The 18,432-nt window shown below is 50.0% G+C and carries 9 protein-coding genes; 2 read left to right on the forward strand and 7 right to left on the reverse strand.

Annotated features, from left to right (window positions below):
• The first annotated feature begins 64 nt into the window (after positions 1 to 64).
• The gene (locus tag B4E62_RS08470; protein ID WP_310069394.1) at positions 65 to 1,549 is read left to right on the forward strand and encodes a tryptophan 7-halogenase; all 1,485 of its coding nucleotides are present in this window, start codon (positions 65 to 67) and stop codon (positions 1,547 to 1,549) included.
• 78 nt (positions 1,550 to 1,627) lie between these two features.
• On the opposite strand, the gene B4E62_RS08475 is transcribed toward B4E62_RS08470, so the two are convergent.
• Positions 1,628 to 4,216: a glycoside hydrolase family 3 protein gene (locus B4E62_RS08475; RefSeq protein WP_331351755.1), complete on the reverse strand. Its 2,589-nt coding sequence runs from the start codon at positions 4,214 to 4,216 to the stop codon at positions 1,628 to 1,630.
• A gap of 473 nt (positions 4,217 to 4,689) precedes the next feature.
• Here B4E62_RS08475 and B4E62_RS08480 point away from each other — a divergent pair, with 473 nt between their 5' ends.
• Positions 4,690 to 7,032: a carbohydrate-binding protein gene (locus B4E62_RS08480; RefSeq protein ID WP_331351756.1), complete on the forward strand. Its 2,343-nt coding sequence runs from the start codon at positions 4,690 to 4,692 to the stop codon at positions 7,030 to 7,032.
• A gap of 74 nt (positions 7,033 to 7,106) precedes the next feature.
• On the opposite strand, the gene B4E62_RS08485 is transcribed toward B4E62_RS08480, so the two are convergent.
• The 6 genes from B4E62_RS08485 to B4E62_RS08510 all read right to left on the reverse strand — a co-directional run bounded on the left by B4E62_RS08485 (position 7,107) and on the right by B4E62_RS08510 (position 18,361).
• A complete protein-coding gene (locus tag B4E62_RS08485) occupies positions 7,107 to 7,853 on the reverse strand; it encodes a glucose 1-dehydrogenase (protein ID WP_331351757.1) in 747 nt (248 codons plus the stop codon).
• Between the two features lie 23 nt (positions 7,854 to 7,876).
• Positions 7,877 to 9,106, reverse strand: a complete 1,230-nt coding sequence (locus B4E62_RS08490; protein ID WP_331351758.1) for a GDSL-type esterase/lipase family protein — start codon at positions 9,104 to 9,106, stop codon at positions 7,877 to 7,879.
• A complete protein-coding gene (locus tag B4E62_RS08495; RefSeq protein WP_331351759.1) occupies positions 9,103 to 10,419 on the reverse strand; it encodes a DUF459 domain-containing protein in 1,317 nt (438 codons plus the stop codon). Before B4E62_RS08495 ends, B4E62_RS08490 begins: the two co-directional genes overlap by 4 nt.
• 21 nt (positions 10,420 to 10,440) lie before the next feature.
• The gene (locus B4E62_RS08500; protein WP_331351760.1) at positions 10,441 to 11,841 is read right to left on the reverse strand and encodes an MBOAT family O-acyltransferase; all 1,401 of its coding nucleotides are present in this window, start codon (positions 11,839 to 11,841) and stop codon (positions 10,441 to 10,443) included.
• A 169-nt stretch (positions 11,842 to 12,010) separates the two neighbouring features.
• Positions 12,011 to 12,592 (reverse strand): 2'-5' RNA ligase family protein, encoded by a 582-nt coding sequence (locus B4E62_RS08505; RefSeq protein ID WP_310069373.1) that lies wholly within the window; start codon positions 12,590 to 12,592, stop codon positions 12,011 to 12,013.
• A 108-nt stretch (positions 12,593 to 12,700) separates the two neighbouring features.
• Entirely contained in the window at positions 12,701 to 18,361 is a 5,661-nt protein-coding gene (locus B4E62_RS08510) for an alpha-2-macroglobulin family protein (protein WP_331351761.1), read from the reverse strand.
• Positions 18,362 to 18,432 lie beyond the last annotated feature (71 nt).

Consider the following 18,432-nt stretch of genomic DNA (forward strand, 5'->3'; position numbering starts at 1 on the left):
CTGAACAAACTTAACCGCTAGGTGGAATTGTTTATCTAAATAACCTATTGATGAGTCGTTAGTGATGAAAAATAATAGTGTCAAAAAAGTCGTAATAGCGGGTGGCGGCACCGCAGGTTGGGTTGCCGCGGCGGCCCTTTCCAAACAACTTGGAAAATTACTGGACGTCGTGTTGGTTGAGTCCGAGCAAATTGGAACTGTTGGTGTAGGCGAGGCCACTATCCCGCCGATGAGGACCTTCCACTCCCTGTTGGGAATTGATGAACAAGAGTTTATGCGTGCCACCAATGCCGTGTTCAAACTAGGCATTTCATTTAAAAACTGGGGCCAAATCGGTGACGAATACATTCACCCTTTTGGCTCTACCGGGCAAGGCAGTTACCTCGCCGATTTCCAACACTTTTGGCTGCACGGAAAAAGCAAAGGTATCCATGCGGCATTTGGTGAATACAGCCTGGAAGTGCAAGCCGCTAAAGCGAATAAATTCGCCATATCAAAAAAAGGCAATATTAATTATGCCTATCACCTTGATGCCACCCGTTACGCCCAATATCTGCGGCAGTTTAGCGAAAAATTAGGGACCACACGGATTGAGGGAAAAATCCAACAGGTCCAACAACATCCTGATGGCGATATCAAAGCACTGCTATTGGAATCAGGGGAAGTGGTTGATGGTGATTTATTTATCGATTGCACGGGCTTTACTGGCCTATTGATTGATAAAACATTAAAGACACCTTACGAAGATTGGTCGCACTGGCTGCCGTGTAATAGTGCTATCGCAATACAGACGGAATCCGTTGAACCGGCTAAACCCTATGTAACCTGCACTGCCCATCACGCCGGCTGGCAATGGCATATCCCCTTACAACATAGAGTCGGTAACGGCAATGTTTTTTGTAATGATTTCATGTCCGATGACCAGGCAAAGCAGCATCTGTTGAATAACGTTAAAGGCAAGGTGTTAACCGAGCCCAGAGTCATTAAATATAAAACGGGTCGGCGCAAAGCGTTTTGGAATAGAAATTGTGTTGCATTAGGATTGTCGAGCGGATTTGTTGAGCCGCTAGAGTCAACCAGTATTTATATGTTTATGATTGGGATCGTCCGGCTAATGAAGATGTTTCCATTTCACGGTGTCACTCAATCATCTATCGATGAATACAATCAGCAATCTATTGCAGAACTGGAAAATATCCGCGACTTTATCATCTTGCATTATCACGCTACGGCGCGTGAAGACAGCGAGTTCTGGCGTTACTGTAAGAATATGAGTGTCCCGGACTCCTTATCGCATCGCCTTGAGCTGTTCAAAGAAAACGGCTTTGCTTTTCCGCGTGAGCCGGAATTGTTCCGGCTTGATTCGTGGTTGCACGTTATGCTGGGGCAAGGCCTTATGCCCCGCAATCATCACTCGATATTCAAGACGATGTCGGATGAAGAGTTGGTGCGCCACCTGACCAATACCCGCAATACAATTGCGGATGCGGTGAGCAAGCTACCAAACCACCAGGAGTTTGTTAATCAGTATTGCAAAGCGGATATGTAATTATTTTCTGCCAGCAAATAAAAATCCCCGCCAGCTTACACTGGCGGGGATTTTTATTTTAACGTCACAGCAATTTTCTTATGGACAAGCAACATCTTTACCCGCACCTTTCACCACACTGACTTTGGCGAACGTAATATCCAAAGTGCCGCTGGTGATGAGCGAGAATGGTTGCAGGATTTGCGTCCAGTATTCTTCTGGTGGTTGGCCAATACCAAAATTAGCACCGGACGTTGGGTAGCATTTGAAAGGCACTGTGACAGTTTGCCAGCCTTGACCGGCGAAGCCTTTGAGTTTTTCACTCAGGTCGATATCTGATGCGCAGTAAGAGCCGCAACCCAAACGCAAGTAAGTGGTTGCACTGGGTGCTGCATCAACTTTGATATCAAATACCAATGCGGAATCGCTGCTGTAGTAATTGATAAAGTCCTGGCGGTTAGCGACTGACAATGCCACTTGACCACTGCCTGAACCATTCCATTGCACGCGGCGTGCATCTTCTTGCACATCGCGGTCAACCGCTTGGATCATCAGCGATGAAGCTTTAACTGTGTTGCTGTTCATTGGCACTACATCGTTTTGGTAACCAATAATTTCCAATTGCCAGGGTTCCATTGGACGGCGGTTGAAAATTTCCAACACATCCAAGGCTTCTGCTGCTTTTAATCCGTCTTCAGGCAGATTGTCTGCAAGTGTATCTTTGTCGGCATAACTTAAGCCGAAACCGTAAGCAAAGAGTGGATCGTAATTTTTATCGCCACGGTTAAGTGGAGTTTGGTCGGGGTGCTTGGGCCAGGAGAAACTCAAACGGCCTTTCATATCGTAATTAATTTCACCGGCTGCATTTTTGAAAATCACATCTGCCACACCAGCACCTTCCGTACCCGGTTGCCAAATGGCGACAAATGCATCTGATGCATTTAATTCGCGATTGACCCACAGTGGGCGCCCGGTGATAAACAAAGACACAACGGGGATATTTTGCGCGCGCAATTTTTTCAGCAATTCCAGATCGCTTGGGTTGCGTGGCTTATAAGCAAGCATGCCCACATCGCCCTGCATTTCTGCGTAGGGATCTTCACCAAACACAACAATCGCAACATCGGGTTTTTCGCTGAATGAACCATCGACACTGAGTGTGGCTTTGCCGCCTGCTGCGCTCACGACTTCATTGATACCTGCGTAGACAGAAGTTGCGCCGGGGAAATCAGAATTCACGTTGCCGGTACCTTGCCAGGTTACTGACCAGCCGCCCGCTTGTTTGCCGATATTATCTGCGCCATCACCTGCAACCAGAACTTTTTGGTTACGCGCGAGTGGCAACAGATTGTTTTTGTTTTTCAACAGCACCAGCGATTCGCGCACAGCTTGACGCGCAACGGCGCGATGTTCTGGCGCGCCCAACAATTCTTTTTTGCCGGCAAGTGGGCGAGTAGATGGAGCGCCTTTTTCAAATAATCCGGCGCGGATTTTTACGCGCAAAATTCTACGTACGGCATCATCCAAACGTTCAGCGGTCACTTCGCCGGATTTGGCCTGCGCCAACAAATTGTTATACAGGTCCTTCCAGTTGGGTTCGGGCACCATGTAAATATCCAAACCGGCCATAAGTGATTCAGGGCAATCTACGGCGGTGCAACCGGGAATAAAACTGTGGCCGCTCCAGTCGCCGACGACCAAACCATCAAAACCCATTTGGCCTTTGAGTACATCGGTGAGCAAATATTTGTGGCCGTGCATACGTGTGCCATCCCAGCTGGTGAACGAGGCCATTACCGCCTGCACACCGGATTCCAATGCGCTGAAATAACCGGCGCCGTGAATATCGCGCAGATGCTGTTCATCTCCCTGGGTCGGCCCGCGATCCACACCGTTTAAGGTGCCGCCATCGCCAATAAAATGTTTGGCGGTGGAGATCACGTGTTCATTGGATAAAAATTTCTCGGAACCACCTTCACCTTGCAGGCCTTCCACCATTTTTCCAGCGAAGGCGCCGACGATTTGTGGGTCTTCCGACCAGCTTTCATAGGCGCGGCCCCAGCGGTCATCGCGCGCTACGGCAACAGTGGGGGAGAAATCCCAATCCAGACCGGTGACAGCGATTTCACGAGCAGTCGCCCAACCGATTTGTTTTAGCAGTTCGGGGTTGTTGGTTGCACCCAGGGCGATATTGTGAGGAAAGAGGGTGGCGCCGACGACGTTACCCAAGCCATGCACCGCGTCAGTGCCCCACATAATCGGGATGCCAATACGGCCGTTGGATTTATCGATGGAGGCGTTGTAGAAGCTGTCGGCCAGTTTTACCCAGTCTTCCATGGTCGCGTATTTGTTGCTGCCAGGGGTGCTGCCGCCGCCGTTGAGCACGGAACCCACGTGATACTGCTTGATATCTTCAGGGGTCAGGAATTTGATTTCTGGTTGGATCAGCTGACCGATTTTCTCTTCCAACGTCATTTTTGCCAGCAGCTCCTCAATGCGAGTTTCCACTGCCGGGTCTTTTTTAACCGCGCTGGTAATCGCCGGCCACTCCACTTTGGCCGCCGTGGTTGTGCTCGCAGGAGGCGTAGTTGCTACTGGAGCCTCCGTTTTTTGGGCATCACACCCGGCAAGCAGCGAAAGTAGAACGGCGCCTGATACCAGTGACCGAAGCTGTACTTTATTGTTCATAGTGGATGACCTGTTATTCAAATAAAGAGTTGAAACAAAGAAATGCCAATTCGATTAATCGCAACAATTAATTCAACTGCATCAATGGGGCGCAGGATGATAATCAATATTGGTTATATGCAGTAGTCAAAACGACAGCTGCGCAAGTATTCGCATATAAAAGGTAGCAGTTGGTGACCATCCTGCGAATAAACTTTACCTTTTATGATGCAAATATCAGGTTTGGAGGGATGAACCATATAAGGAAATATGAATAATCGAGCCGTTTTTTTATCAATAAAAGATGTATGCATTTTTAAAGTGCATATCCGCATATGCTCATATGCGAAAAGATTGCAATGAACTCCTTGTGTTACAGATCACAAATTCTTGATCATCTTCTACACTAAAAAAGCTAACTCCCTCTCAGGTTAATTTCTGAACTATTCATTAAACGGCTCGAAAAATCATGCGGTTGTAGTTTTGGAGGCATCATGTTCAAAAAAAAAGAGCTCACGCGCTTAGGCGACATCCTAGTCAGTAAAGGACTTATAACACCCGCACAACTTGATCTTGCGATCAAAGAACAATCACGACGCAAACGTTTGTTAGACCCCGCTGATACTACTGCCGTAGTGACACCGATCGGTGAAATATTGATTGAACTGGGTTTTATTGACCAGTTGCAACTAAAACGCGGTTTGAATTGGCAGCAGCGTTTGCGCCATGCCTCCATCGCTATGGCACTCTGCGCTCCATTTATGATTTTTGCACCCAGTGCAGCCGCCAATGTGGTGCGAACAGCCCCCACCACGATTGAAGCGGAAAACTACACTGCGATGCAGGGTGTAATTGCTGAAAATACCACTGATATCGGTGCTGGAAAAAATATTGGCGGTATAAGCACCGGTGATTGGATGTCCTACAGTGTCGATCTACCGGCGGCAGGTACCTACAAAATTACCTACAGGGTCGCATCGCCTAACACGACGGGTAGTTTGATTTTGCGCTCTGCAAATGATGCTGATTTGGCAACACTCAAGGTGCCTAAAACTGGCGGGTGGCAAGTGTGGACCAGTGTGGACCAAATGGTCACTCTACCAAAAGGCGTGCAGACCTTAAAAATCTTCGCCAAAACGGGTGGCTTTAATCTCAATTGGTTTCAATTGGAAAAAATTACGTCAATTAACGCAGCGATAGAAGCAGAAAACTATTCTGCTATGAGCGGCGTTATTACTGAGGCCACAACAGATATCGGCGGTGGGCAGAATGTAGGCGGGATTAGTACTGGCGATTGGATGAATTATGCCGGGGTGGATATACCCGCAGATGGCACTTACAAAATTACCTATCGCGTCGCCAGCCCTTATAGCACAGCCAAAATCACCCTGAAATCCGGTGCGGACGTAGAAATAGGCACAGTATCGGTTCCCAAAACCGGAGGATTTCAAGTCTGGAGTGATGTTGTGCAAACAGTCACTCTGCAAAAAGGTGTGCAGGATTTAAAAGTATTCGCCAAAGCCGGTGGATTTAATATCAATTCATTCAAAATTGAGGCAGATACCGCAGCGGGGATTACACCACCTGTGGTCATCGCTACCGCCCCAGCACCTATTGCAGCTGCAGCAACACCCACCGCAGCAGTGCTGCCCGGCGCACCCTTGACCCTTCAGGCGGAAAGTTATTCGTCGATGAGTGGAATTATTTCTGAGACCACTACCGATGTTGGCGGCGGCAAAAGTGTAGGTGGAATTGGCACTAATGATTGGCTGCTCTACGACGGTATTAATATTCCCATCACTGGTGAATATAAAATCACATACCGTGTAGCCAGCCCTTACACCACCGCAAAAATGATGCTCAAGTCAGGCACCAACGTTGATTTGGGTTTATTGGCTATTCCCAAAACCGGTGGCTGGCAAATCTGGACTGATATCAGTCATACCTTGACCCTGCAACAGGGAGTACAAAGTTTAAAAGTGTTTGCGCAGACCGGTGGATTTAATTTCAATTGGCTGAAAATTGAAAGCCTGGTTCCGGTCAGCCAGACTATTGAAGCAGAAAGTTATTCATCCATGTTTGGTGTTTTTAACCAAACTACAACCGATGTTGGCGGCGGTCAAAATGTCGCCGGCATAGCGACAGGTGAATGGATGACTTACAGCGGCATCAACGTGCCAGCAGATGGTAATTACAAAATCACCTATCGCGTTGCCAGCACCGTCAGCACTGGCAAAATTGCACTGCACTCAGCGGCTAATGTTGAGTTAGGGCGTGTATCAGTGCCATCTACGGGCGGCTTCCAAATCTGGAAGGAGGTTGAGCATACAGTGGCACTGAAAAAAGGTGTGCAGGATTTAAAAATAGTTGCAGCAACCGGCGGTTTTAATCTCAACTGGTTCAAAATGGAGTTTGCCGGGGCAGCAAATGCTTCCAGTGCAGCCAGTTCGTCGGCACCAGCAGTATCTTCTTCCAGCTCATCCAGTTCCGCACCTGCAGTGAGTTCATCAAGCTCTTCAACATCGTCTACACCGGCGATGAGTTCGTCGAGCTGGTCAAGTTCATCAGTAGCAGCTCATGTGGCGGGGCCTGTTGCCATTACCTGGATGGCGCCGGATAAACGCGAAAACGGAGCGCAACTCTATATTGATGAACTGGGTGGTTATGAAATTCGTTATAAAAAAACGGCGGACACAAAATACACCTACGTCTCTATTAATGACCCCTGGACGCAGTCGTACAAATTTGATTGGCTCGAAGGCGATTATATTTTCCAAATCGCCGCGTTTGATAAAAACGGTGTCTACAGTCCCTTTGTAGATATCCAGCGGCAGTAAAATTTTTAAACTGTGCAATAAAAAAATGGCAGATTTTCTGCCATTTTTTTATTGGGAAATTGTTGTGTAAGGGATTATCGCCCACCACTTACATCCAGCAAACTGCCGGTGATGTAAGAAGCTTCATCAGACGCGAGCCATAAAATCGCGTTGGCAACCTCATCAGCCTCACCTGCGCGCTGCATAGGAATGGTTGGTGCGATACGATCAATCCGTCCTGGCTCGCCACCTTTTGCGTGCAATTCCGTATTGATAATGCCGGGACGCACAGCGTTAACTCGAATACCGTCGGCAACCAATTCTTTGGCAAGCCCCATCGTAAAGGTATCAATTGCGCCTTTGCTCGCGGCGTAGTCGATATATTCAAACGGCGAACCAAAACGCGCGGCAATAGATGAAACATTGACAATCGCACCGCCATTTCCTCCCTCAAGTTTACTCATGCGTTTAATCGCTTCACGCGCGCAGATAAAACTGCCAATCACATTTACCGCAAATAATTTTTCCAGCTCGGCAACCTGGGTATCGCGAAATAATTTTTGGCGCAAAATGGCGGCGTTGTTCACCAGTACATCCAAGCGGCCAAACGTATTATCGATTTGCGAAAAGAGATTTAACACATCGCTCTCAATTCCCACATCCGCTTGTACGCATAAAGCGTTGCGTCCGAGCGCAATAATTTTTTGTGCAACAGCTTCAGCTTGCGTGCGATTCGTTAAATAAGTGATGACGAGATCGTAACCGCGTTCGGCTGCGAGTAGTGCGGTGGCTGCGCCTATGCCACTGCTGGCGCCGGTGATTAGCATGACGGGGTTCGACATCTCAGCTCCTTGCACCAAGCCGGTTAATTTTTTTGCGCCACAGCCAAGCGTTTCAGCGCTTTATCCATTTCATCCAACAGCGCAACATAAAGTGCATCGGCACTCGCCACATAGCCTTCGGGGCTCATATGAACCAGATCCGGACGCATAAACGGCGTTTTTTGTTTGAGCCAGAATTGCGCGCCGCAATTGCCGCCCATCATCGCGCTCCAATCCCAATAGAGTGTGCCTTCCTGTCGGGCGATGCGCCGTTGGCTGTTCTGCACTTTGATCAAACTCGGCGGCAGCGGTACACGGCAGCCAACGTTGATGTGCGGTGGGCGGGATTTTGCGGAACTGGGTGCTCCTACTAACAAGATAGCTGCTTCCGGAGCGGCGCCGCGCAGAGATCTAATCGCCTGGCGCAATTCGGCCTCGTAGGTCTCCGGCACCAGATCTTTGCCAAAGGCTTCATTCGTCCCGTAAGCGAGGATGATCAACTGCGGGTTGCGCCATTGCAGTTGGTTGCGCAGAGTAGAGGAATCCCAGCGGTTGATAACGTTGGCGACCGAGCCGTTATTGCCCAGTGCATCCAGCGTAATTCCGGGCGCCATGCGATCCAAAATAACGCCGCCCAGTTTTCCACCCGAAGGCGCGAGTAGTTTCAGTCCGCTCACCTTGTTTGCATCCAGCTCTTGGGTACTCAACCGCCATGGTGCTTTGGCATCACCTTGCCCCGGTAACTTGTGCACTTTGCCGCCGGGCAGCGCGAGGCTCCAGGGCGTTTGGCGGGAGTTCTGCCAGATGTTCAAACGCCATTGCCCGGTAGCAGGCACTTCTTTGACTTTGATTTCGAGGATCGAGTTACCAGCCGAGGTATTGATAAATCCGCCGACCGGAAACACACCCGAATGTTTGTGCTGTTTAGCGTCGCTGAGTTTCCAGCTGCCGGTGCTGCGCAGCAATACCTGGCTGGAGCGCTGGTTGATGATGTAACCCGGTGTAAGCCAGCCGATACCGGCGTTGCCAAACTGATTTTGCAGGCGCTGGCGCAATTGGCCGGTAAAGTAGTCGCCTGCGGTATGGGAGTCCCCCAATTGGATAATCCGGATCGGCTCCTGCCGCTTTTTATCTTCCAGATCGCGCAAGCTTTGCCAGAGCGCCGGGGCTTTGCGGTCGCCATAATCGAGCAGCGGTGTGGTTTTGTTGGCCGCTACGGCTGGCATCGCCTTGGCTAAAACCAGCAGCCATAAGCAGAGGGTTAAATACTTCATCGTTGGGTGATCTTGTTGTTGGTGGCGGTATTGCCGGTATCGGTACCGTCAGTTGCGTTGGCAGCGTCTTCCACCGGTTTTTCTGCAGGTGGTGCAGCACCAAATTGGGTGAGCGTCAGGTTCGCCAGCAGGCGATGGCCTTGGGTAGTGAAGTGCACGCCATCGTCAGTGCGCACCATAACACTGCCGCGCTCGGGCAGTTCGAGAAATTTGGTAAAGCTACTGCCATCGGCGGTGAGGGTTGGGTCAGTGGCGACAAAACGGGCAAACAGCGGCATCTTGCTCGCTTCCTCGGCGTAGATGGCATTGAGTGTCGGCGCTTTGCCGAGCAAATCTTCGCGCCCTAAGGGCGGCACGCCCAACCAGACAAGACGGGCACGATGTGTAGCGGCGGTATTGATAATACGCGCTACCCGCTCGCGATAAACCGCCGCCCAAGGCTCCGAACCAAAACGGATATAGCGCCCCTGAATGGTCATATCCCATGGGTCATTAGCGCCGAGAAAGACGATAACGACAGTGTAATCCTCCAGCTCAAATGCATCTTCCACTGTGGCTGGCCAATCAAAAAATGCTGGATAGGTTAGCCCCGTGCTGTGCTTGCTCAAGTCCATGGATTCGACTTTGTATTTGCGCTTGAGATTGGTGATCAAATGCGGCGCCAGGCCCTGCATCAAAGAATCGCCCACCAGCAAAATGCGGTCATTGGCACCCAACAGGATTGGCCCTTGCGCGGCGGTAATAGCTTCAGGAGTTGCTTCGGGCAGTGGTTCACCCGGTTGCGATTCGTCCGGCGTATCGATTGATTCGGTAGTTGTGTTCGCGGCCACGGTATCGATTGCGATGCTGGTTTGCGCGCTGGCAACTGTAAGCGTCTCGGCCATCGCTGCTGCTGGTGTCTCGTAAGCGACCGGCTTTGGCGGAGCGACAGGTTCGGGGCAAGCCTGGGTAATCACTTCCTGTTTTGGGCACACAGGTGCAACGACGACCGGCAACTCTGGCTCGGGTAGTGCCTCATCTCCCAAAAGTAACAGTTGGCCAGCAAGCAGCATTCGGCTTTCACTTTGATCGATGATCCCGGACCAATACTGCTGGGTGTTATCCCACTGGCGTTTCCATTCTTTGATTAAGCGTGTATCGGGCAGATAACTACTGGCACTGGGCAGACTGCCGAATTCCAGCAAAATATGGTGCGTCTGCTGCCAATATTGCAACAAAGCGCTGCCCTTCAACGCCACTAGCAATAAGCTGGCGAAGGTGATGCCGAGTAAGGCTTTGGTGTGTTGGGATTCCATATCCTGTGTGCTACTCATAACGTCGTGGTCCTGAAAACGTTAAAAACCGAAATAGATAAAACCCGGCATACCCGCCGGTGCCAATTCCATAATCAACAAGGCGCTGGCGACTAATGCTAATGCCTGGCCCCACCAGGGCAACACGCGCAGGGCAGCGGCTGATTTTTCCATCATAGGTTCAGCACGGCGCGCGAGCATAAAGAACACTACCATGGCTGCCAGCAAGCCCATCCAATTCAAACTGGGCAAAGTATCCCAACGGCTAAAACCGGCGACGTAAGTGGTTACCGATTCCCAATCTTCCGCGCGAAATAGCAGCCAGCCAAAACACACAAATGCAAAGGTCAGCCACTGCGTGATCGCATCGGGCAAGGTGAATGAAGTAATTTTTTGCCAGCAATTTTGCGCGATCAAACCCAGCCCGTGCCATAAACCCCAAACTATAAAGGTAGCGCTCGCGCCGTGCCAAAAACCCGAGAGAACCATCGCGATCAATAAATTCATCTGCGTACGCCCCCAGCTCGCGCGGTTACCGCCGAGGCTGATGTACACATAATCGCGAATCCAGCGCGACAGAGTGATATGCCAGCGCCGCCAAAAATCGCTCAAGCTGGTAGCGAGGTAAGGCTGGCGGAAATTTACTGGCAGACTAAATCCGAGCAGCAGCGCGAGCGCAGTGACCACATCGGTGTAGCCGGAAAAATCAAAAAACAATTGCCAGGCATAGGCCATTAAACCGCACAGCAATTCCAAGGAGTGGTAAGCATCCGGGTTGGCAAACACCGGGTTAACCCACTCCTCTGCCAGCCAAGCTGAGAGCCAGACTTTTTTTATCAGCGCGGAGATGATCAATAAAATCGCCACCTCCGGCGCGGCGATTTTGCGTTCATCCGGCGATTGGATTTGCGTCAACAATTCGTTCGGCCGGCAAATCGGCCCCGCTAACAGGGTCGGAAAAAACGAGAGGTGCAACAAACCATCAAACAACTTCGCCGGTTTACATTCCCCGCGCCCGACACTGATCAAATAGGCCAAACCCTGGAAGGTGTAAAACGAAATCCCCACCGGCAAGACAAATTCCAGCACCGGCAAACTCGCGCCGTTAAACAAGGGTGTTAGCAGCGCTAAAGACTCTTCGCGGAAAAAATTGTAGTACTTGAAGATGCCAAGGTTAACCAGCGCGAGCACCACGCCCGCAATCACCGGCCAGCGCCGCCGGTTGCCATTGTGCCCCTGTACCGCCTGCGCCAAGGCCAAAATCACCAGCGAAAAATTCAGCAGCAGAAACGCAAAGCGCCAATCAAAGCTGCAATAAAAAAGGTAGCTCGCCACCAACAGCAACAAGTTCTGCGCCCGCACCCCACGCGCCGAACCCAACCACCAGTAGAGCCACAAAAAGCCAACAAAAACGAGTCCGAATTCCGGCGAGAGGTAATGCATGTACAACATCCATATAAACGTTTAACGGGAACACAGTTAAGCAGGTGGCCATCATAGCCAAACTGGCGCGTAAAATCTGTGAGGGGGATGACGGACGGATTATGTTTTGATAATTGCTTTGCGGGTAATGCGCGCATGCATGAATGCGCCGGCATACATCATGCAGAGTTCAGACGCGTGACTGAAGTGGCCAGCGCCCCAGAATTTCATAGCGACTCTGTCCGATCAGACTACGCACAAGCACGAACTCCCTTGCCGTCCAGCTGATGGGCACAACATGCTCCTCCACCACTGGGCCGTCGTCATATAACAAAGTGAGGTGCGCAGTGAAGCCCGAGGGACTCGCAGGTTTCAGCCCTTGATAACGCATGGCGGTAACCAAGCTGCGTTGAAACTCGTTCACCGCAGTGGCGACCTCTCCTCCCCGCAAGACGACGGCACGTTTGTCGTGACCAAACTTCTGCACACGATCAAACGTCACGTCGAACGGTGTGCCCTCGAAGCGCTCGCCCGCGACGACGGCATTCGAAACAACGGTCTTTGGCAGACCGGCAAAAGAGCCAATGAAAGCCAGCGTCACGTGCAGTCTCTCGCTGGGTATCACCGCGCCCTTAAGGCGGTGATCAGCGCGCAGCCGCCGCGCCAAATCGACAATCTGCCCTGCGCTCTCTACATCGGGCAGCAGCGCATAGAACAGACTATCCGTAAGTACGGGAGAGTCGAAACCGTCTAGAGAAAGCTGAGCGCTCATTTTTAATACTCACCATTTATACGCTGCACCACAAAATGCAAAATAACTTTCGAGCTCTCCAACGCAAACAACACATGGACATATAAACATTAGAGAGCTAAAACATTTTTACTTCGCCCCAACCTCCACCCAATACCCCTTACTCTTCGCATGCACTTTTTCATTGTACATAGCGCTGGTATGCCAGCCGGGTAAATAGAATTTACCTGCATAACTCGCGTTTAAAATAATGCGCAGACTAACGCTGGTTTGATTATTTTCTTGATACCGGTAGTACCAATAGTAGTCGCGCCACAAACTGAAGTAGGCGAGTACGCGGTCGTCGCGGATATCCATGTAGTCGATGCCTTTGGGCATTTGCGCGCCCTCAAGGCGTTCGTTGCGGATTTGCCAACCGCTCGGGACTACGGCAGTGAGTGCAATGTTTTCGATATTGCTGGTGAGCAATTTATCGAACTCACCGGAGATAGTAACTTCCGCAACAAAATCCTGACCCTGTGGTAATTGTTCAACACTGAGCGGTTTGTTATCCAGCGTTAAAAAATCCACCTTCATTGCCAAGCCATCGTTACTTGGTTCTTCAAGCAAGTTGGCAGGAATGCCGCGATTGCTTACTAATACACGGATGGGTTTGTCGTGATCGTTGCGTACACTCACTTGCGGATTATTAATGGCAGTGCGGAAAAATGCATTGTTGCTGGCCTGTGTAAGCCAACTGCTTTCGCCCGCTTGTTGATAGGCGAATTTCACGCCGTTGCTGCTAACATTGGCCGCTGAAAATTCGCTCATGGCCAATAATGCCCAAGCGATACTTTGCGTGGAATACCAGCCCTCGCCAGATAAATCTTTTGCAACTTGTTCGGCGACTTGCCAAGTGAGATCTTTATCCGCGTTCAAGCTAACTAAAGTTGCGAGCAACAAACCACGGTCGCGCATATCCGAGCCGTAGGTGTAACCTGCATCTTTATAAATGGGTACGTTGTTGGAGAGCGGGCCCATTACATCTTGCGCGGCATCTTTTAATCCCACATGTTGATACGCCATAGCAAGCAACCAGCGCGCGGGCATGCGGTAATCTTGTTGGTTGCTATTCACGTTGGTTTTAAATGTTTCGCGCAAACGGTTCATCGCTGGCAATTCGGCTTTGTCGGCTAACGCAAGTGTGTAGAGGCGATAAGACAACACCACCTCATCGTAATAATTGCCATTAATTTGCGGATTGCGCGCAGCGCTCGCTTGGTATTTCACCCAATTATCGAGCAAGGTTTTTGGAACAGAATAACCAGCGCGTTTCGCTTCTAATAAAAAATGCCCCGCATAGCTGGATGCCCATTCATTTACATAACCATCGCCCGGCCAGTAAGAGAAGCCGCCACTCGCATGTTGGAAACTGCTGAGGCGTTTGATGCCGGCGTTAATGTTGCTTTCTATTTCTGCTTTTTGCGCATCGGTTAAATTCACCAACTTTGCCAAACGCAATTGCGGAAATACTGCCGAGGTTGTTTGTTCAATGCAGCCGTGTGGATAGCCGATCAAATATTCCAAACGTTGTTCAAGGTTAAGCGGTGGCAGCGTGCTGACTTCAAGGCTGGCTTGGTTAGTGCCGATCATGCCATTTTCTTGCAGCGGCGATTTCCAGGTCTCGCCTGGTTGCAATAATTTGGATTCCCATACTGTGGTCGGTGGATTGGCAGCGCGTGAGTCGATATAAATTTCTTGCGTGGCCGATTCTTCGCCAGAGCGGGCAGTAATTTTGACATGACCTTTGCCGATGCGATCATTCACTTTGAGTTTTAAACTCGCAATCGCATCGCCCGGTTCGCTAAAGCTCAGTGTTGCTGACCCTTTTTCTACGGTGAAAATTTCATTGGCTTCAACTGAAATTTCGACATCGCGAATATTGGCTTCACTCACAAACACATTCACCGGCAAATTTACCGACTCACCCGGGCCAAGCACGCGTGGCAAGGTAGCAAAGAGCGTGACTGGTTGGGTAACCGTTACGGTTTTTTCAATGCTGCCGTAGGCCGTAATGGCTTCGGTTTTCTTTTTATCGTTGGCCGTGTCACCACTCACCAACATTACGCGCACTGCACCCATATAAGGTGGCAGGGTAATTTTATGTTCGCGGGTTTCACCGGCTTTCAATTCAAACGCACCGAGGAATTTTACGACGGGAGGGAAGCGGCGCTCGCGGCGTTTGCGTTCGGCTTCCAACGCGGCATCGGAACCACCGACGGCCAATACACGCTCCAGTGATGCACCGTACCCGCCGACCACTTGATCAAATAAATCCCAGGTGCGCACGCCCAATGCTTCGCGTTTGTAAAAATAATCGTGCGCATCGGGTGCGTGGAAATTGGTGAGGCCGAGCAAACCTTCATCCACCATCGCTAATGTGTAAGTCATCGCACGTTGATTTTGCTCGCTGACTTTTATGACAAATTCAGATTCCGGGCGCACTTTTTCCGGCACATCCAATTGCGGAATTAAACGCGTGGCAGGGTCTTCTACCAAGAGTGGCACTATGCCGTACAAACGCATAGGAGCTTCGGCAACGCGTTCCTGATGCGGCAATAACAAGGCGACGTTTGCATACACATTGGGTGCCATGGCCTGGGTGACAGGAATTTCAATTTCAGTTTGGCCCGGTTGCAAATCCAACCAACGCGATTCCAATACCTGGCTGCCATTTTCAATGCTGAGCAAGATGCGGCCTTCACGCGCTTTGGGTAAACGCACCTTGGCAACATCGCCAACGTTGTATTTTTCTTTATCGGTCGAGAGCATTAATTGCGTTGCTGAGTCGGCGCTTGCCGATGAATCGTAACTCCAGCCCAAATAAACAACCTCGCCAGAGCAGTGGCCATTGTCGCCGGCGTCGCTATCGCACACGCGAATAATATGGCGGCCCCAGTCGTATTTATTTTTTTCCAGTTTCCAATTAATGCGGCCATTGTCATCGCTCACCAATGTTTCAGTCGCCACTGCGCGATGGGAGGAATTATTAAAATACTCAGCGAGATTTTCGCTCTCTTCATCCCACCACCAGCGCCAGCCGATTTCATACACATTCACTTCAACGGTGCGTTGCGCTTCTGCTTTTCCTTCTGCATTTAATGTTTGGATCAGAATCGGGTGATCTTCATCGCGGCCAATCGCATCCATATAGCCGCTGCCTTTGGGGATATTAATACCGACCCAACTATCAAACGGCAGCAATTCGTAAGGGCGCAAAATAGTGCTGAAGTTGCCACTCTCTTCAAATACGCGGGTCATAAATGAGGCGGTGAGTTTGCCTGGTGGTGGCGACGACAGGCTGACATTGACGGGGAAGCTGGCGTTGCCCGTCTCATCCAATTTTCCATCAAATACTTTTTGCGCGCTGCCGGAAAAGGTTCGCACCGGATCATCAAAATTAAATTGCTCAAAACCGGCAAATACGGATTTGCGCGAACTGAGTTTTAATTCGGAATCGGCTTTTAGATTTTTCGCGGTTGCACCTTGCAACCATTGTGCAAACACGGTGACTTGTGTGGGCATATTGCCAATGCGCAGCGGGGTTTCTGCCGGTGTTAAATCCACTTTGATGCGATTAGGTACAACCATTTCGATTTTTAAAATCTGGTCAAAGTAGCGATTGCCTACATGCACTACCGCGCGATAATTTCCGGTCGGTGCGGTTTCTTCGGTTTTCAAATTAAAGGTATAAAAATCCTTAACCGGTTGGACATTAGTTTGACTCAACACTTTTTTTCCGCTGGGATCAAACAAATCCAAAGTGACCGGGTGATTCGCCGGTAGCTGTTGGGTTTTATCTTCAAGGATAAACGTCAGGAAAATATCGTCACCCGGACGCCAGACATCGCGCTCGCCGTAGAGGAAACCTTTTAAGCCACCTTTGATATGTTCACCGCTCACATCAAATTGGTTGGTGGGTAAAGCTTCACTGGTGCGCACGCGCAAATAACCAATTTGTTTGCCATTGCGCGCTTCAAGATAAAACGGCACACCATCAGTGGTCATCTGTAACATGCCGTAACTATCGGTAGTGCCTTGGCCTATTGGTTGGCGTTGATAGTTGTAAGCGGTGATGTCGGTACCGCTCATAGGTTTAGCGCTGCCGAGTTCAGTGCTGATCACATGCAATTGATTGCCATCGCCGCGCTTGGCCATTAAACCAATATTGGACACGATAAAATTGCGCGCTGATGCAATTTCATCGCCGTAGTAATAATAAGTATCGTCGCAGGGATTGTTGCGCTCGCTGTAATTGTAATAACCGCTCGATTGATAATATTGTTGATACCAGGCCGGTTCTTCAACGCGGTCATAATAATTTTCGCCCTCGGAATCTTCAGGCATTTTTGCGACGGGTTCGGTGGGGCGTGTTTGCTCGCAGCTATAAACCGAATTACTGCGGTCGATGCGCAATTCCAAACGAATCAATCCATCGGGATGCTGCGCCATTAATTCACTCAGATCCAGATTAAAACGCTCGACACCTGCGCGTGGAATTTCCGGTAGGCGATAGGTTTTACGCCAGAGATAGCGGCCAGTATCGGTAGCTGCTGTAGCGGCGGTGAGCTGGTAATCTTGCAAGTATTGACCAACATTATTGGCGAAAACTTTAAACGCAATGACTTGTACTGAATCGACACCTGCCGCTTCAAAGGGCACGGAAATTTGGCTGGCCGGTGGCAGGATGGATGTTTTGCCGACAAAACGCACCAGCGGCTTCACTAAATTTAATACGATTTTTTGTTGGTAGTCGCTGCCGAGACTTTTGGAGTTCTTGCTATTGACGCTGCCGCTCACCACTAAATCCAATTCGCCCGAATCCAGATTTTCCGGTGTGTAACGCAACACGCTGCCGTCGATCACGGCATTGACTGTTTTACCGGCGAGTGTCACTAAACCACTGAGATTTTGTGTGCTGTCGAGTTCTTCGGAAAATTGTATTTCAACGGCGGTATTGGGTTCGCGAATCACCTGTACGCCGGTAATTTGAAAGGTTTTTTGCGCGGGAATTTCCAGATCGCGCGAACCCTTGTCTTTCGAGCCGATGGCTGCACCATCCCACTCCAAATGGATGTTGCCGGTGGTTTCACCACGCATAATGCCGGTAATTAAAAACGAATGGGTTTTATTGTCCAGCTCCTGAGTCCAAATCGTATCGGTAATGAGTTGGTCATTAACTTGAACGCGCAGAATTTTTTTCACTTCATCCAACGCAACGGTATCAGCAGTGGTAATTACACCGCTAAGCCGCATCAGCTCATCATCGTCTTCATCCGCGCTTAGGCTGTTCACGCGCAGATCAAAATCCTGTTTGATGGTGCGCACTGTAAATTCAAAATCATCGAGCGACTGCTCAATACCTTCAAGGTCATTGGCACTCAAGCGGATGCGAATTTCGGTATCGTTGGGCAAACGCTCAACGGGTTGGATGCGCAATTCGGTGGTAGAGGTAAATGTGAGGTTCACTGGCGTTTTGGTGTCCAGTGACAATTGTTTGGGGTTGAACGCGGTGTTCACTTCCGCTTCGCTAATCACTGGGTGGGTGAAGCGAATGTACATGGGTGCTTCAGCGGCAATCCAGCGCTTGGGGTAATCCGCAATATGCGCTTCCCAACTCGGCGAAATCGCCTCAGCGGCCGCTGCCGCATCGGTTGCCGGTTTGTTTTGCTCGGGGGTGGATTTATCGCAAGCGCCGAGCACTAAACTCAACAAAGCAACAGCACACCATGAAGACCAATGAACACGCATAATATTTCCCTGTTTGGTTGTGATTTTTTTGGCTTTCTGAAAGCCTACAAAAAAGCCACCCCACTTGCGCG

The sequence above is a fragment of the Cellvibrio sp. UBA7671 genome, assembly GCA_002483145.1.
Classification (GTDB): Bacteria; Pseudomonadota; Gammaproteobacteria; order Pseudomonadales; family Cellvibrionaceae; genus Cellvibrio; species Cellvibrio fibrivorans.

Bases quoted from the DNA above. Each gene is read 5' to 3' on its own strand.
- B4E62_RS08470 (WP_310069394.1), top strand. From the start codon at position 65: ATGAAAAATAATAGTGTCAAAAAAGTCGTAATAGCGGGTGGCGGCACC.
- B4E62_RS08475 (WP_331351755.1), bottom strand. From the start codon at position 4,216: ATGAACAATAAAGTACAGCTTCGGTCACTGGTATCAGGCGCCGTTCTA.
- B4E62_RS08480 (WP_331351756.1), top strand. From the start codon at position 4,690: ATGTTCAAAAAAAAAGAGCTCACGCGCTTAGGCGACATCCTAGTCAGT.
- B4E62_RS08485 (WP_331351757.1), bottom strand. From the start codon at position 7,853: ATGTCGAACCCCGTCATGCTAATCACCGGCGCCAGCAGTGGCATAGGC.
- B4E62_RS08490 (WP_331351758.1), bottom strand. From the start codon at position 9,106: ATGAAGTATTTAACCCTCTGCTTATGGCTGCTGGTTTTAGCCAAGGCG.
- B4E62_RS08495 (WP_331351759.1), bottom strand. From the start codon at position 10,419: ATGAGTAGCACACAGGATATGGAATCCCAACACACCAAAGCCTTACTC.
- B4E62_RS08500 (WP_331351760.1), bottom strand. From the start codon at position 11,841: ATGCATTACCTCTCGCCGGAATTCGGACTCGTTTTTGTTGGCTTTTTG.
- B4E62_RS08505 (WP_310069373.1), bottom strand. From the start codon at position 12,592: ATGAGCGCTCAGCTTTCTCTAGACGGTTTCGACTCTCCCGTACTTACG.
- B4E62_RS08510 (WP_331351761.1), bottom strand. From the start codon at position 18,361: ATGCGTGTTCATTGGTCTTCATGGTGTGCTGTTGCTTTGTTGAGTTTA.